Source organism: Methanococcoides sp. DA23 (genome assembly GCF_057593895.1).
This window is the reverse complement of record NZ_CM172520.1, coordinates 926,961-943,884: the sequence shown is the minus strand read 5'-3', so window position 1 is coordinate 943,884 and position 16,924 is coordinate 926,961. Positions and strand designations below refer to the sequence as shown.

Here is a 16,924-nt window from a genome sequence, read left to right as displayed (position 1 = left end):
TTATGATCAACCGCGTTGATCTATATACTGCCATTTTCAGGTGTGAACTTCAAAGAATTGCTTAGTAGATTATACATTATTTGTCTCATCCTTAGTTTATCAGCATACATTTCAATGCTTTCATACCGAGCTTGATTACAAATTTGAATGTTCTTTTTGTATGCCAGATGTTTTACCATCTCTTCGATCTCCATAAAGAAGATCGGTAAGCGTATCTTTTCATATTGAAGATAAGTTTTCCCATTTTCGATCTTAGCGAGATCAAGAATTTCATTCATCATTTCCAATAAATGCCTTCCACTGTTCAAGATATTTTCTGAATATTTGATCTCTTTTTCGTTCAAATTACCAAAGGGATTGGTATTTAGAAACTGCGAGAAGCCGATGATGGAATTAAGAGGTGTACGTAGCTCATGGCTCATATTTGCAATGAAATCTGATTTAATTTGGTTAGCTTCTTCAGCTTGTATCCTTGCATTTATCGCAATTTGAGTAATCTTACGTTCGGTAATATCCCTGGCGTCGATGATCACACAGGGATGACCATCATAGATGAATGACCTACTACTCAGTTCCACAGGGATCCTGGATCCATCTTTGTGAATGGCCTCTGTATCCAATATGAAAGATGTGTTATGTGATTGAACATTTTCATCATTGAGATCTTTTATTTTTAGAGGAGAAACATATAGATCGTGAATAGACATGTTCAATAGCTCACCCTTGCTATAACCCAGTGTTAATGAAGTTGTCATGTTTGCATTTACGATAGATCCATCCTCTTCAAAAATGACTATTGAACCATTGGAATTGTCAAAAATATCCTGAAAATTAGTACTAGATTCAGCTAATTTGAAAGATGCACTTTTCACCTCAAGATAAAGGAGATAGGAAAAAACAAAGAGAGAAGCTATTAAAAATATACCTGCTAAAGATAATTCATATATCCCATACTGATCATATACATTTAGTTCAAAGAAGATTTTTTCAAATAGATTAAATGTTGTAGAGATGATCCCAACAATTATGGTTAAAACTAAAATAATTAATATATCACGAACAACGATTTGTGGATTGTTATGTGTACCCATTGAATTTCCCAACAGCATATAGAGATATTATTATATTTATAATTATATGATGCTGTTATTCCATCCCTTTCACCAGAGTACACCCTTAACTAATTAATTTTAAATTTTCCGCTTCAAGCAAATTATGACCACAATCAGGAATGTACTTGGCTTTAGCAACTTCCCAGTTTACACTTCTATAAAAAAGATGCTCCAATCGCCTTCTTTATAACGAAGGTGTACTTTTATTAACGAATGGATTATGTCGGTTATTTCATTTATTCTTTTATCAAATTATTTGTTATTGTAAGCCCTATCACCGGAGTAATCACATTTATAACGCTAACCAATGGCTTGAGCTTAAGTGCAAAGAACGTAATTGCAAAAAAATCTGTTACATTGGCATTTTTTATTGCCTTATTCTTCATTATTACAGGAACCACGATCCTTGAGATTCTTGGGATCAGTTTTGATTCACTGAAAGTTGCCGGTGGCCTGTTACTTTTAATGGTAGCTTTTGATATGATGCATGCCAAGATCTCAAGACAAAGCATTACTGATAAAGAGATAGATGCATCCTATGAGCGTGAAGATATCTGGATCTTCCCAATTGCAATGCCTATACTGGCAGGTCCTGGTACCATAACAACAGCCATAATTCTTACAGAAAATGCGGAATTGGTTCAGCATAAATTGCTCATAACACTCGCAGTAGTACTAACCTATTCAATAGCCATGGTAACATTTCTCTTTTCCAGGAGAATACACAAAAAAATGGGATATAATGGAATGCTGGTGCTCACCAGGCTATTCGGTCTGTTCCTGGGTGCAATTTCAGTAGACATGATCGCCAGTGGGATCTGGGGACTTTATGTGAGCATGGCTTCATTGCCAGTTTGAACCTTTTCCTAATCTCTTTTATTTTAACTCAAAGTCTCTTTAGACCTTAAAATGTACCAGTATTAGTGTCGCTTTTAATATCAGATGCATCAGAGATCACATCCATACTATTAATTGGACCTGAATCATTTAGATTGAATCTGAACTTCACAATGAACATTACCAAGGATCATGCAAGGTCCTATAGAATATTGAAAACACTTGATCAAGTAGAATGTAGCTACCTTAATGAAACGCCAAAAATGATCCCACATAAGTGCTAATTGTCGTATCAATTTGAGTTAAAAGGAAAATGTAACATAAGGTTTTGAATCTCTTGCCCTGAATATATTCAGAAAGTATTATTAAGAAAATGTTTTACAGGAAAGCATTCCCTATGAACTGAAAGAAGCTCCATTGGAAATAAATGACTGATAGATCATTGGCCATTAAAAGAACTTTTATAATGTGAATAATATAAATAAAAGAGTAGTAAGGACAGATGTCCTTACTTCATTTCTTAATCTTCATTTTCATCTTTCCTTCTCTTCCAGATGACGATGAACAAACTACCCAGTATTCCTGCGATCAAAGGAATAAACCACCTAGAGCTTGTTGCCCTGCTTTCTGCAACTTCAATTGTATGATCCATATCTACTGGAAATTCCTCTTCGACATCATATTTCATATCGGTTTCCAGTTCTGTGACCATAAAGTCTCCATCATCTTTCTGCGGACTTACCGGAGGTTCTTCATGGTAATAGTTGAAACCACCACCACCGCCACTACCATCACTACTCGATTTTTTAAGACCTGTAGTGAAAGTACCGATCTTAGATGAATTATTGAATCCGAATATGTCGTAGCTTTCGACCTTGTAGTAATATAGTGTATTCTGCCCGAGGTTATCGAGTGTGATGCTATGGTCCACTGTTAATAGTGTTTTTGAAACACTCAGGGTCAGATCTGCATCCAGCCCATAGTAAACTGTGGAGTTTGCATTCTCGTTCGTATCCCATGCAATAGTTGCAGAATCATCAGATAGGGATGTTACGCCTACATTGGTTAGTTCCAGATCAATAGTATCGATACCATATATCGTCGTATCCGTCATCACAATATTTCCTGCAAAATCTTCAGCGCTTGCATTCAGGTAGTACATTCCTGATGGCAGTGATGTGAAGTTCACTGACAGGATATTCCCTGAATAAGATGTGGAATTGAACAGTCCTGTGCTATTGTACAGATTAAGGATGATGTTTGCTATTCCGAGATTGTCCGATGCTGTTACATTACTGAATATCCAGTCCTGCGGATGATTACCTTCTTCCAGTGTGGACGCATCAAATGTTATTTCAGGATCAGTTGTATCCAGCAATATTGCCCTTGTACCCGTATTGTTCACATTACCTGCAAGGTCCCAAACACTTGCGTTCATCTTATAGGAGCCATCAGCAAGGTCTGTGAAGTTAAAGGAATATGGAGATACATCTGAAGCACTGGAAGTGACCAGAACACTTTCATTGTACAGGTAGATAACAGAACTGTTGAGCAAGTTATCACTGAAACTGATATTGCCAAGTATCCAGTCCTGACTAAAATTACCTGCATCTGTTGTCCCATCATTGAAGCCTATCAACGGAATTGTGGTATCAATTGTAATGGTCAATGTTGAGCTGGTGTTGGCATTTCCCACCTGATCGAACACTGTAGAATTCAGGTAGTAGGTGCCATCAGAAAGTCCTGTGAAATTGTAGGTCAGGCTGTTACCACCTAATGTAGTGTTAGACCCTACCAGTGCAGTATCATTGTAAAGTGATATTGTCAGACTGCTAACTCCAGAACTGTCTGATGCTATGACATTGCCCAGGATCCAGTCTTGACTGAAGTTGCCTGATGGTGTTCCTGATCCATGGGTGATCGAAGGTTCAGCAGTATCCAGAAGAATTTCCCTCTCTATGTAATTGATGTTACCTGCAAGGTCCCAAGCACTTGCGTTCATTTTATAGGAGCCATCAGTAAGGCCTGTGAATTTGAAGGAATGGGGTGATACGTCTGAAGCATTGGAAGCAACCAGACCACTGTCGTCGTACAGTTGGATAGCAGAACTATCGATCCAGACATCACTGAAACTTATGTTACCAAAGACCCAGTCCCTGTTGTAGTTGCCTGCAACCGTGGCATCATCGTTGAAATCGATTAAAGGATCAGTGTTGTCTATTTTGATCTCAATGACATCACTTGTGCAGAGAAGTGAAACTGATTCATTCTCGCACGATTCCCATGTGATGTTATAGACACCATCTGCGAACAAATTGCTGTCAAAACCAACAGACAGAATATCCTGTGGAAGGTTATCATAAAAGGCAACGTTGCCTGTGATGTTGTTTAAGCTGACATTGGATACAAAAGCATCTCCGTTACTGTCAGTTATAGCAGCATTCACAAAGAATATGCCTGATATGCTGGCAGATGGTCCCGGTGCAATGATAGCTACATGGGGTGCTGTATTAACTTCGACAGGATTGCTCAAAAGGTATGGATAGCCGCCATTCTAAGAACTCGCTGCATCGTTGCAAAGGTTCCAGACCGAAGTGAAGTCCCAATCAGAATATGTAGATCGTGTCTTCATTTCAGCTGTCGTCTTGCCTGTACCACCAGCACTTGAAAGCTGACCAGAGGTTTGTTTATCCCAGTAACTTATGATGACAGAACCACCCTTATCCCCAACAAGGCCACCTACTTTAGAATCACCATTCACTTTACCAGCGGCATAACTATGAGTGATAGTACCATGATCAGAATGTCCAACAAGACCGCCGACTCGATCTTCACCAGCCACATTGCCGGTGGCATAGCTCTGAGTGATATCACCATGATCAGAATATCCAACAAGACCGCCGACTCGATCTTCACCAGCCACATTGCCGGTGGCATAGCTCTGAGTGATATCACCATGATCAGAATGTCCAACAAGACCGCCGACTCGATCTTCACCAGTCACATTGCCGGTGGCATAGCTCTGAGTGATAGTACCATAATCAGAATGTCCAACAAGACCGCCGACTCGATCTTCACCAGTCACATTGCCGATGGCATAGCTCTGAGTGATAGTACCAGAAGAATATCCAACAAGACCACCTACTCGATCTTCACCAGTAACTTTGCCGGTGACATAACTCTGAGTGATAGCACCACCAACACAATAAGAACTTCCAACAAGACCACCTACATAATTGTGAGCGTTAATATTGACATCTACCAAACCAACATTATTGATCTTGGAAGGTGATCTTATATATCCGAACAGTCCAACATGATCTTTGGAAGGTCTGTTAATATAAAGTTGGGTTATCTCATATCCCTGACCATCAAAAGTACCTTGAAATTTATTTGACTATTTTCCAATAGGCTCAAATCCTGCACCAGAGTTCCAGTTGATTGTACCACTGGCATCAATATCATTGATCAATTTGTAATTAGCCGACAGATGGCCACTTATGTTCTGAAGTTGATCAACTGTTGATATCTGATATGGGTTCCATTCAGTACCATTTCCTCCTGCAAATGGAGTTGCATTTGCGGTAAGGGACATCGATATAGCAATTAATAACAATAATGAACAGAAACCTATTTTATTCATATTTTCATTTAGTTTTTTCATAGTATTCCTTTCTAAATAAATTTATAAGATGATAAATATTAATCTATTATATTTATGTCCAAACATTATATATTATATTTAAACTTTTTTAATTTATGTTGGCCAATAAATGAAAAAAACAGCATTCAATCACATGAATATGGCAAGTCGAACTATGCAGCTGTTATAAATAAATTGCAAAAGTGAGCCGCGGTTGAGATGTTCTTTGATAAGAATTTCAAATGTAGTATACAAAATATAAAAAAGATTATCAGTTAAAGGATTACGAAAGTGTCATGAAGGGAATTCGCTATGATAGTGTTTCTGCGAAGACCATACGCAAATGGCATCTTAATTTTATGATTAAGGAAGGTGTTACCGAAAGTCTGGCAGACTTCATTCAAGGTAGAGCAGCAGTGACAGTTGGAAGTGCACATTATTTGAATAAGGTGCAGCAAGCGAAGGATGAATATTGCAGGATTAGGGAGAAGTTTTCCATATAATCAAAATGGAATGGGTTTAAATTTCACCTAGGGAAATGTTCTGGGTGGTACAGGAAGTATCCTAGAAGTATTTGAAAGACCCATTCGCCTGTACTACTAAGGTGTGCTCCAGCTACCATAGAAATATAAACCATCTGAATAAGGTCCAAAGGGCATCAGTGGAATACTCTAAGATAATAGATCAATTCCCAATATGATTGCACCTATCGAAAAACAAAATGTTATTCACTGAAATAAGATAGAAATACAAATAAAAATGAATTAAATCTTTGCTCACAGCTCTGGGATGTCACCGTGCCATAAAGAAAAATATTATTATATCACATATATAAATAAAAAAGAGTAGTAAGGACAGATATCCTTACTTCATTTCTTCATCTTCATCTTCATCTTTCCTTCTCTTCCAGATGACGATGAACAAACTACCCAGTATTCCTGCGATCAAAGGAATAAACCACATCGAACTTTTAACCCTGCTTTCCGCAACTTCATCTGTATGATCCATATCTGCTGTAACTTCCTCGTCCACAGGGAATTCCACTGCCATTTCAAATGGCAATACTACCACTGAGAATTCAGAGAATCCTGGTGTCATAACTGTGAAGTAGTAATATTCTTCATCTTCTGAAGAAGAAACAACATCAAGTACTTCCCAGTCAGTTGAATTATCACCACAATGGGTCACAATGGTGGTGGTCGGATCAAGCTCGTTCTGCTCATACCATACAACTGGGATACGAATGTGTATCAAAGCACTTTCAGTACTTCCGGGACTGTTAGTATCGATGGAAAAGAAACCATAGGTCTGTGCACCATTACCAATGAGCACCATTACATCGGATGGATCTTCCTAGGAGGAAGAGGAACTTTGCGTTATAATCACTTCCATTTCATCGACATTATTTATCATATCGATGTCCAGTCCTGTGACCATACAATCCACGCCCCCTGCGGAATCTGTTGTACTGACCTTTACCGTATCGCCTGCCTGAACGCTTCCTACATTTACTGCTTTTGTACCTTCGGAGAAAGTGCTACATGATTCATCATCACCCTCCGGGTTTTCCAGAGGTTCATCGAGGTAATAGTTCAAACCACCGCTACCGCCACTACTCCCACTAGTGGATTTTTTAATATCTGTAGTGAAAGTACCGATCTCAGATGAATTATTGAATCCGAACATATCGTAGCTTTTGACCTTGTAGTAATACAATGTATTCTGCTCGAGGGTATCGATTGTAATGCTATGGTCCACTGTAAATAGTGTTTTTGAAGCATTCAGAGTTAGATTTGCATCCAGCCCATAGTAAACTGTTGAGTTTGCGTTCTCATTCGTATCCCATGTAATAGTTGCAGAATTATCGGAGAGGGATACTACGCCTACATTATTTATTTCCATGTCAATAGCATCGATACCATACATCTTCGTATCCGTAATCACAATATTTCCTGCAAAGTCTTCAACGCTCGCATTCAGGTAGTACATACCTGATGGTAATGGTGTGAAGTTCACTGACAGGTTATTTCCTGAATAAGATGTGGAATTGAACAGGCCTGTGCTGTTGTACAGATAAAATGTGATGTTTGCTATTCCGATATTGTCCGATGCTGTGACATTGCCAAATATCCAGTCCTGCGGATGATTACCTTCTTCCAGTGTAGATGTGTCAAATGTTATTTCAGGATCAGTCATATCCAGAAGTATATGTCTGGTCTCGGTGTAATTCACATTGCCTGCAAAGTCCCAAACGCTTGCATTCATCTGATAAGAACCATCAGCAAGTGAGGTGAAGTTGTAGGAATTAGGTGATACTCCTGAAGTACTGGAATCAACCAGACCACTGCTGTTGTACAGGTAGATAGAAGAACTGTTGATCCAGGCATCACTGAAACTTATGTTACCAATTATCCAGTTCTGACTGAAATTACCGGCATCCGTGGTCTCATCATTGAAGGATATCACCGGCATTGTGGTATCCAGTGTAACAGTCAATGTTGAAGTGGTGTTGACATTTCCCGCAAGATCCTCTGCTGTGGAATTCAGGTAGTAGGTACCATCAACAAGTCCTGTGAAATTGTAAACTAAACTGTCACTAACTTCTGTGGTATTGGAATCTACCAATCCACTGATGTTGTACAGTGAGATTGTCAGACTGCTAAGACCATAACTGTCAATTGCAGTCACATTACCCAGGATCCAGTCCTGAGTTAAGTTACCGGATGGAGTTCCGACTCCGTGATCGATCACTGGCTCAGCAGTGTCAAGCAATATTGCCCTTGTCTCGGTGTAATTCGCATTACCTGCAAAGTCCCAAACGCTTGCATTCATCTGGTAATAGCCATCAGCAAGTGAGGTGAAGTTGTAGGAATTTGGTGAGATTCCAGAAACATTAGAACTGACCAGACCACTACTGTTGTACAGAGAGATAGAAGAACTGTTGATCCAGGCATCACTGAAACTTATGTTACCAATTATCCAGTTCTGACTGAAATTACCGGCATCCGTGGTCTCATCATTGAAGGATATCACCGGCATTGTGGTATCCAGTGTAACAGTCAATGTTGAAGTGGTGTTGACATTTCCCGCAAGATCCTCTGCGGTGGAATTCAGGTAGTAGACACCATCAACAAGTCCTGTGAAATTGTAAACTAAACTGTCACTAACTTCTGCTGTGTTGGAATCTACCAAGCCACTTGAATTGTACAGTGATATTGTCAGACTGCTAAGACCATAACTGTCAATTGCAGTTACATTGCCAAGAATCCAGTCCTGAGTGAAGTTACCGGATGGAGTTCCGACTCCGTGATCGATCATTGGCTCAGCAGTGTCAAGCAATATTGCCCTTGTCTCGGTGTAATTCACATTGCCTGCAAAGTCCCAAACGCTTGCATTCATCTGATAAGAACCATCAGCAAGTGAGGTGAAGTTGTAGGAATTAGGTGATACTCCTGAAGTACTGGAATCAACCAGACCACTGCTGTTGTACAGGTAGATAGAAGAACTGTTGATCCAGGCATCACTGAAACTTATGTTACCAATTATCCAGTTCTGACTGAAATTACCGGCATCCGTGGTCTCATCATTGAAGGATATCACCGGCATTGTGGTATCCAGTGTAACAGTCAATGTTGAAGTGGTGTTGACATTTCCCGCAAGATCCTCTGCTGTGGAATTCAGGTAGTAGACACCATCAACAAGTCCTGTGAAATTGTAAACTAAACTGTTACTAACTTCTGTTGTGTTGGAATCTACCAAACCACTTGAATTGTACAGTGATATTGTCAGACTGCTAAGACCATAACTGTCAATTGCAGTTACATTACCCAAGATCCAGTCCTGAGTGAAGTTACCGGATGGAGTTCCGACTCCGTGATCGATCACTGGCTCAGCAGTGTCAAGCAATATTGCCCTTGTCTCGGTGTAATTCGCATTACCTGCAAAGTCCCAAACGCTTGCATTCATCTGGTAATAGCCATCAGCAAGTGAGGTGAAGTTGTAGGAATGAGGTGATACTCCTGAAGTACTGGAATCGACCAGACCACTGCTGTTGTACAGAGAGATAGAAGAATTGTTGATCCAGGAATCACTGAAACTTATGTTACCAATTATCCAGTTCTGACTGAAATTGCCTGTATCCGTGGTCTCATCATTGAAGTCTATGAAAGGGACAGTGTTGTCTATTGTTATCTCGATAACGTTGTCCGCAGAGAGAAGTTCAGTTGACTCATTCTCAGAAGCTTCCCAGGTAATATTGTAGTTACCATCTGTAAACTGAGTGCTGTCAATTACAACAGAAAGGTTGCCCTGGAAGAGACCATCATAGGAAAGAACCTCAACTGAGGCATTGCTTAAACTAAAGTTGGAAAGGTAAGCATCACCATTGTTGTCAGTAACAGATGCATTTACGTAGAAACTACCAGAGATATTGGCATACGGCTCAGGTGCAATGATCGCCACAATGGGTGCTGTATTGATCGAATTGATATAAAACTCACTTATCTCAAAACCAGCAAAGTTCTCGTCTATTTGTACGAGGCTCTCATCGTCTTCCACTGTAACCCAGAGGTTGAAGTTGTATGATTCGCCTTGTGTCAGACCATCAGTAGTGAAATAGATGTAGGAGTTACCAATATCGGAGTTTGATACCAGATACCTTTCCTTCTTTGAATAGCACTCCGATATTTCAGTACAGTTGATGAAATATGTGGGTGTCTGTGATCCCGAATCTGAAGTGAAGGAACTGGTCATTGCGAGGAAATATCCAGTACCATTGTCGAGAATAACATTCTCAGTTGCCAGCAGATGGGTTCCTGATGAAAGAATGATGTTTGAAGTACTATCTGTGGAATCGTTTGAAACTGAGAAACTGGAAATTTCACTACCATTTGCATCTTTCAGATCGAAATCGAGAATTGTTCCGTTAACATCTGTATCAACAGAATTGCTTTGTGAGAAGATGCTGTAATTTGCAGCCATGGTCTCATTTGAATCCGCAAAGATACCGGAGACCGAACCCACATCATCACTATCCTCCATATACCTTGACCATGAGGGGGATAATACAGCAGAGTTCATTTCTTTATAGTAGTACTGAAGAGATGCTGCCTGTATTGATTCCAGAGTAAACTTGCCGATTACAAATGTTCCGGACTCAACCGTTTTGTTAACAGACCAATTGAATGAATCACTAAATGTAGAAGATGAATGAGTATAATCAACCTCTGTAAGCTGGTCCCTTACCTTATTCCCTTCTGCTGTGGTGAACTTGACAAGACTTATATCAATATCATTGACCTCCACAGCACCGTTTCCAGTCCTACTAAACTCGTATGTGATATTGTGGGTGCCAGGTGATGCAATGGAGAAACTGACAGGTTTTGTACCTGTGGACCCTTCATCGATATTAGACCTGTCTTTGCTGAGAGTCCTTATTTTCTCCTCAAGCACACTATCCCCATCTACAAGCACCTTGACCCAGACCTCATTGTCCTTTGCACCTGTAAGCTTCATAATGTTCATGGTGCTCATCAGTGTCAGATCGACATCCGACATAGAGGTGTTGAACTCCACATTGATGCCTTCAACATAGGTCGAGCTAGAGAACACGAAGTCAGTAGTGTTGAGGGGAACTGCGAGAAGAGAGGTTTTTGGCTCTGCAGGATTGCTAAAAAGGTACGGATAACCATCATTAGTACTCCCACCAATAGCCCAAACCGAAGTAAAATCCCAACCAGAATATGTGGATTGTGTTTTCATCTCAGCTGTTGTTTTACCTATAGCATCATCGGCACTTGTAGCTTGACCGGAGGTTTGGGTGTCCCAGTAGCTGTCTGTAACAGAACTAGGATCTACATTAATTCCGACAAGGCCACCTACACCGGTACTACCAGTAACGCTTCCGGTGGAATAACTCTGATTGATATCCCCACCAAAATTCAATCCAACCAATCCACCTATATTATCGTTACCTATCACATTACCAGTGGAATAGCTCTGAACAACCAGTGAAGGAGGCCAACCATAAGAGGTACCATCATTCAGGCCAACAAGACCACCCACATTATCGTTGCCTGTCACATTGCTGGCGGAATTACTCTGATAAACAGAACCAGCATTGTAACCAGTGAGGCCACCTAAATAATTGTTACCAATCACATAACCGTTTCCATAGCTCTGATTAATAGAACCATCGTTCTCCCCAACAAGACCACCTACAAAATTACTAATACCAGTCACATTACCGTTGGCATAACTCCGGGTGATATTTCCTTGATTTACTCCAACAAGACCACCTACTGTCTGAGAACCGGTAATATTGGCAGCTACCAAGCCAACATCATCAATTACTGCATCAAAGCTCGTATATCCAAAAAAACCAACAAATTCTGTAGTTGGTCTATTAATATACAGTCCAGTTATCTCATACCCCTGACCATCAAAGGTGCCTGCGAATTTATTTGAAAAGTTTCCAATAGGATCAAATCCTGCACCAGAGCTCCAGTTGAAGGTGCCACTAGCATTAATATCATTGATCAATTTGTAATTGGCTGACAGACTAGCATTCATGCCCTGAAGTTGATCAACGGTTGATATCTGATACGGGTTTCCGGCAGTACCATCTCCCCCTGCAAATGGAGTTGCAGTTGCAGGAAATGATATTGAGATCGTTATCGCTAATACCAGTAAACATAATAATGAGGGTTTAAGCTCAATTTTTTTAAAACATTTATAAAAAAGAATCATCTTGATCATCCGTTTTAATTACAATTATAATCGTATAAATTTTAAATACCATATAATAAAAATAATATATATTTTGTGAGCTTATTAAATTTGTGTAATTCAAATGTTAAAACAGTTGTATTTACATGAATATAGCTAGTAGAACTACAGCATTTAGAAATAAATAAAAATTTAAAGAGCTACGCTCAACACTTTACTAATAAGAAAACGAGACCATCAATTGATAATTTATAATCACAAAAACAAAGCTCTTCAACTCGAAAACCAAAAGAATAGAAGTGTGGTGGGCCCGATGAGATTCGAACTCATGATCCTCGCCGTGTAAAGGCGATGTCATAACCAACTAGACCACGGGCCCATTTGTGCAATTAACACATCATTATCCCTTCGCATGTAAGCAGTATGGGGGATGTGCAACTCCTTAATGGCATCAGTGGTATATAAGGTTTTCGTGGACAAGCAGGGATGTGCGTGAATTAATCCCAACCATTAATAAATAGTAGTGTATTATGATGAAATATGACCAATGAAGATGGAACAGATGAGATAAGAACTCAGAGCAAGCAGATAGAGGAGTTCAAGGTCGATCTCAACTACAATTCCCAGATGGGGCAGCTCCTTATATGGATGCCTGAGGGAGAACATGAGATGAGGGTTGTCGCAAAGGATAAGGAAAAGGGCCTTGAATGTGTTTTTGTCGAGATGCACCACAATGTTGAAGAGGGCAGAGAGGCCTATGAAAAACTTGACGATGCCCAGAAGATAAAAGACATGTTCGCCAGAACAGGCTTTGGGAAGATCTGCAAATAAATCTCAACTCAATACCTTAAATTACGACCGTTCACTACTATGTATCAACTACATTTTAATTGAATTCAAAAGCCAACGAGGGAGTCTCTCATATGCGAATAGGAGTTTACATCTGTCACTGCGGACTGAATATCGCAAGTGTCATAAACATGGATGCGCTGCACGAAAAAGTAGAACAGATGGAGGGCGTCGAACTTGTCAAGGACATACAGTTCATGTGTTCCGATGTCGGGCAGGATGCGCTCATGGACGATATTGAAGAGCACGACATCGACAGAGTACTCGTTGCCGCATGTACTCCAAAGCTTCACGAGAACACGTTCAAGAAAGTGCTGGAGCGGGCGGGGATCAATACCTATCTTCTTGAGATCGTAAACATCAGGGAACAGTGCTCATGGGTACACATGGACCATCATGATATGGCAACCCAGAAGGCCTTCGACCTCATCAAGATGGGGGTTGCCAAGCTCAGCCTTCTGGAACCTTTACAGATAAGGAAGACGAAAGCGAACAAGGACGTTCTCGTCATAGGTGGCGGTGTCGCCGGAATAGAAGCTGCCCTCACGCTGGCGGATTCCGGCACGCATGTCTATATGGTCGAAAAAGAACCCACCATTGGCGGCAAGATGGCATTGCTAAATGAGGTGTTTCCCACCAATGACTGTTCCATCTGCGTCCTCGCACCCAAGATGACCGATGTGCAGAACCACCCGAACATCGACCTGTTCACCTACTCCGAGATCAAGGACATCTCCGGGTCGGTTGGCAACTTCACAGTAAAAGGCATTCAGAACCCCAGATATGTGATCATCGACAACTGCAAAGGTTGTATCGATGAATGTTCAAGGGTGTGTCCTGTGGACATCTCCAATCCCTTCGACAGCGGTCTGGGGAAAACGAAGGCCATCAACATGCCCATACCGCAGGCCATCCCCCAAACAGCATTCATCAACAGCGATTACTGTGTGGGCTGCGGGCTTTGCAGACAGGCTTGCCCCGCAGATGCAATTGACTTTAACATGAAGGAAGAAGAGTTAAACTTCACCGTGGGAGCTGTCATAGTCGCAACCGGTTATCAGGGATTCGATGCAAAGCGCAAAGAAGAGTACGGCTATGGAGTATTCCCCGATGTCCTCACCAACATGGAACTGGAAAGATTGCTCAATGCTTCCGGTCCAACCCGTGGAAAAGTTGTCGTGCCCTCTACAAAGGAGACCCCTAATAAAGTGGCTTTCATACAATGTGTCGGCTCAAGGGACGAGACCGTTGGAAATCCCTACTGCTCACGCGTCTGCTGCATGTCCTCGATGAAGAACGCACAGATGATCAAAGAACGCTATCCTGACACCGAGGTCACCATTCACTATATAGACATACGTGCCGCCGGTGAGATGTACGAAGAATACTACATACGCTCACAGCTCATGGGTATCGACTTCATTCGCGGAAAAGTAGCAGAGATACAAAGAGACACCCAAGGGCAAATGTTGCTGAGATATGAGGATACCCTTGAATGCGCCGTCTGTGAAGAGAACTATGACCTTGTGGTGCTCGCAACCGGAATGGAACCCTGCGACACGACCGAGCCCATAGCTAGGACACTTAACCTCACAAAACGAACTGACAGGTTCCTTTCCATCGCACACCCGAAGATGCGACCTGTGGATGCACACATAAATGGAGTGTTCATCGCCGGTTGTGCCTCGGGACCAAAAGAGATACAGGTGTCCATTGCACAGGGGAGTGCCTCTGCAGCACGTTCCACACGCCTGCTTGCAAAGGGTGAGCTTGAGAATGACCCCTTCAGTGCATACGTGGATGACGAAAAGTGTATCGGCTGCCGTATGTGTGAGGACACCTGTAATTTCAACACCATCAGGGTAATTGACGGAAAAGCAGTGGTAGATGAGATCTCATGCCAGACCTGCGGCTCCTGCAGTGCCTCGTGTCCGGTGGATGCCATCGACATGCCCCACAGCACCGATGCCCAGATAAAAGCGCAGATCAGGGCAGCCCTTGAAGTAAAGGACGAGTTCCCGCTCATCATCGCCTTCCTTTGCAACTGGTGCAGTTACGCAGCATCCGACCTTGCAGGAACATCAAGGATACAATACCCCACCAACGTGAGGATAATCAAAGTGATGTGTGCAGGTCGAGTTGATCCCGACTTCGTTCTGGAGGCATTGCAGGGTGGAGCTGACGGTGTCATCGTTGCAGGATGTCGCCTTGGTGAATGCCATTACATCATCGGGAACTATGATGCAAAGCACAGGATGGAAAATCTCAAGGATGTGCTGGAGGAGATCGGACTCGACCAGAGAAGACTTCGTATCGAGTGGATCTCAGCCGCCGAAGGCGAGAGGTTCGCAAAGACCATCGAGGATTACGTGGATGAGCTGACAGAACTCGGACCGGTAGGTTCAGAGCTTCAGGGAGGAGATACGAATGAGTGATGAAGAAAAGTCCATGACCGTTTCAAAGGAAATGGACATCGAAGGAACTCACGTACTCTACAAACAGATATCCGACAGGTCCTCAAAGACACTCGACTATGATTACAAACGCTGTGTTGGTTGTGGCATCTGCGCAAGGATATGTCCAACCAAGGCCCTTGAGCTTGGCCCGATGAAAGAGATAGCCACAGGCCTTGATGCACCCCCGGTGATGATGGACCTTGAGAAATGTACATTCTGTTCGATGTGTGTCAACTTCTGTCCGGTGAACGCACTGGAAATGAGAAGCGAAGGGGACTTTCCGGAAGAGGACCAATACCCTCGCCTGGAACAGTTCGTCAGGATGAACGAGAAGTGTGTGCCATGCTCCCTTTGTGAGGCAACTTGTCCCGAAGATGCCATCGAACTGGAATACACCTTCCCGAAGAAAGAGGAGATCGCACCTCTGAAGGAAAATGCGGAAGGCGAGATAGAGATAGATACCGATAAGTGCAACCTCTGCGGTATATGTGCTCGTTTCTGTGATGCGTTCCTTATGCTAGAGAAGGACCCGACAGCGACCGACCCCATGCCTTTTGAACAGCTTATCATAGACGAGGATAACTGTGACTACTGTACGCTCTGCCAGGACATATGCCCTGAAGATGCCATCAGGGTCAAAGGCGAAAAGCCATGCGAAGCCCCTGAAGTATCAGGAAAGGTCACTGTGGATGATGCTAAATGCACCCGTTGTGGCTGGTGTGATGCAGTCTGTCCCTATGATGCGGTGGACATGCTCAAACCCTTCGAAGGCGACCTCGTGCTTGTCGAGAGCCACATCCAGAAATGCGATGCACAGGGCTGTCATGCCTGCTTCAACATCTGCCCCTCCCATCTTTGGTACGTGCCTGATGACGGAAAGAACATCGCGGCCGTGGAGGACCTCTGCACCTACTGCGGAGCATGTGTCAATGCATGCCCTGAGGATGTTATGAAGGTATTCCGCACAAAAGTAAGCCATACCGAGATCCCTGAAAGTCCCTGGGCCAACGAGTGGAAGGATGCAATCGGTTCCCTGCTGACAGAGGAGAGAAAGCACCCTGACCTCTCAAGGACCATTGAGGTAGAGAATGAGCCCATGAAGGAACATGTGGACATAGAGTTCCCCGAGGTCGATGAAAGGATGATGGAAGCGGTCTCGAAAAAACTGGAGCTTGCAAAAGATGCTCTTACTGACCCCAAGACCAGAAGGACACTTAACAAAGGGGAAGGCGATGACATCCACAAAGCTCTGAAGAAGATGAAGGATAAGGGGAAACTCTAACCCTCACCTTTATTATCGA

Annotated in this window: 11 protein-coding genes and 1 tRNA gene; 5 read left to right on the top strand and 7 right to left on the bottom strand. The window is 42.3% G+C overall.

All coding sequences use genetic code 11. The features are described from left to right. Window positions 1-20: 20 nt before the first annotated feature. Window positions 21-1,103 carry a PAS domain-containing sensor histidine kinase gene (locus AC20MK_RS04690; RefSeq protein ID WP_487356826.1) on the bottom strand — a complete coding sequence of 361 codons (1,083 nt, stop codon included), beginning with the start codon at window positions 1,101-1,103 and terminating at the stop codon, window positions 21-23. 222 nt (window positions 1,104-1,325) lie between these two features. Here AC20MK_RS04690 and AC20MK_RS04685 point away from each other — a divergent pair, with 222 nt between their 5' ends. Then, a complete protein-coding gene (locus AC20MK_RS04685) occupies window positions 1,326-1,970 on the top strand; it encodes a MarC family protein (RefSeq protein WP_487356825.1) in 645 nt (214 codons plus the stop codon). 499 nt (window positions 1,971-2,469) lie between these two features. On the opposite strand, the gene AC20MK_RS04680 is transcribed toward AC20MK_RS04685, so the two are convergent. The 3 genes from AC20MK_RS04680 to AC20MK_RS04670 form a co-directional block, all read right to left on the bottom strand. Further along, entirely contained in the window at window positions 2,470-4,482 is a 2,013-nt protein-coding gene (locus AC20MK_RS04680) for a fibronectin type III domain-containing protein (RefSeq protein ID WP_487356824.1), read from the bottom strand. 21 nt (window positions 4,483-4,503) lie between these two features. Beyond that, window positions 4,504-5,214 (bottom strand): GLUG motif-containing protein, encoded by a 711-nt coding sequence (locus AC20MK_RS04675; protein ID WP_487356823.1) that lies wholly within the window; start codon window positions 5,212-5,214, stop codon window positions 4,504-4,506. Between the two features lie 132 nt (window positions 5,215-5,346). Beyond that, entirely contained in the window at window positions 5,347-5,613 is a 267-nt protein-coding gene (locus AC20MK_RS04670) for a hypothetical protein (protein ID WP_487356822.1), read from the bottom strand. Window positions 5,614-5,888: 275 nt separating this feature from the next. Between AC20MK_RS04670 and AC20MK_RS04665 the strand changes: the two genes are divergently transcribed. Next, complete coding sequence (locus tag AC20MK_RS04665) at window positions 5,889-6,095, top strand: integrase (protein ID WP_487356821.1); 207 nt, start codon at window positions 5,889-5,891, stop codon at window positions 6,093-6,095. A gap of 361 nt (window positions 6,096-6,456) precedes the next feature. On the opposite strand, the gene AC20MK_RS04660 is transcribed toward AC20MK_RS04665, so the two are convergent. The 3 genes from AC20MK_RS04660 to AC20MK_RS04650 all read right to left on the bottom strand — a co-directional run bounded on the left by AC20MK_RS04660 (window position 6,457) and on the right by AC20MK_RS04650 (window position 12,697). Then, a complete protein-coding gene (locus AC20MK_RS04660; RefSeq protein ID WP_487356820.1) occupies window positions 6,457-6,927 on the bottom strand; it encodes a PGF-pre-PGF domain-containing protein in 471 nt (156 codons plus the stop codon). A gap of 18 nt (window positions 6,928-6,945) precedes the next feature. Next, complete coding sequence (locus AC20MK_RS04655; RefSeq protein WP_487356819.1) at window positions 6,946-12,348, bottom strand: beta strand repeat-containing protein; 5,403 nt, start codon at window positions 12,346-12,348, stop codon at window positions 6,946-6,948. Window positions 12,349-12,620: 272 nt separating this feature from the next. Next, a tRNA-Val gene (locus tag AC20MK_RS04650) sits at window positions 12,621-12,697 on the bottom strand. A gap of 161 nt (window positions 12,698-12,858) precedes the next feature. On the opposite strand from AC20MK_RS04650, the gene AC20MK_RS04645 reads away from it, so the two are divergent. From AC20MK_RS04645 to AC20MK_RS04635, 3 genes are all read left to right on the top strand, one after another. After that, entirely contained in the window at window positions 12,859-13,149 is a 291-nt protein-coding gene (locus AC20MK_RS04645; protein ID WP_487356818.1) for a hypothetical protein, read from the top strand. Between the two features lie 92 nt (window positions 13,150-13,241). Further along, window positions 13,242-15,602, top strand: coding sequence for a CoB-CoM heterodisulfide reductase HdrA2 (gene hdrA2, locus AC20MK_RS04640; protein WP_487356817.1), 2,361 nt, complete (start codon window positions 13,242-13,244; stop codon window positions 15,600-15,602). Continuing rightward, window positions 15,595-16,905 carry a 4Fe-4S binding protein gene (locus AC20MK_RS04635; protein WP_487356816.1) on the top strand — a complete coding sequence of 437 codons (1,311 nt, stop codon included), beginning with the start codon at window positions 15,595-15,597 and terminating at the stop codon, window positions 16,903-16,905. The genes hdrA2 and AC20MK_RS04635 overlap by 8 nt, the downstream gene beginning before the upstream one ends. Window positions 16,906-16,924: the final 19 nt, after the last annotated feature.

Bases quoted from the DNA above. Each gene is read 5' to 3' on its own strand.
- AC20MK_RS04685 (WP_487356825.1), top strand. From the start codon at position 1,326: ATGGATTATGTCGGTTATTTCATTTATTCTTTTATCAAATTATTTGTT.
- hdrA2 (WP_487356817.1), top strand. From the start codon at position 13,242: ATGCGAATAGGAGTTTACATCTGTCACTGCGGACTGAATATCGCAAGT.
- AC20MK_RS04645 (WP_487356818.1), top strand. From the start codon at position 12,859: ATGACCAATGAAGATGGAACAGATGAGATAAGAACTCAGAGCAAGCAG.
- AC20MK_RS04660 (WP_487356820.1), bottom strand. From the start codon at position 6,927: ATGGTGCTCATTGGTAATGGTGCACAGACCTATGGTTTCTTTTCCATC.
- AC20MK_RS04670 (WP_487356822.1), bottom strand. From the start codon at position 5,613: ATGAAAAAACTAAATGAAAATATGAATAAAATAGGTTTCTGTTCATTA.
- AC20MK_RS04635 (WP_487356816.1), top strand. From the start codon at position 15,595: ATGAGTGATGAAGAAAAGTCCATGACCGTTTCAAAGGAAATGGACATC.
- AC20MK_RS04655 (WP_487356819.1), bottom strand. From the start codon at position 12,348: ATGATCAAGATGATTCTTTTTTATAAATGTTTTAAAAAAATTGAGCTT.
- AC20MK_RS04665 (WP_487356821.1), top strand. From the start codon at position 5,889: ATGAAGGGAATTCGCTATGATAGTGTTTCTGCGAAGACCATACGCAAA.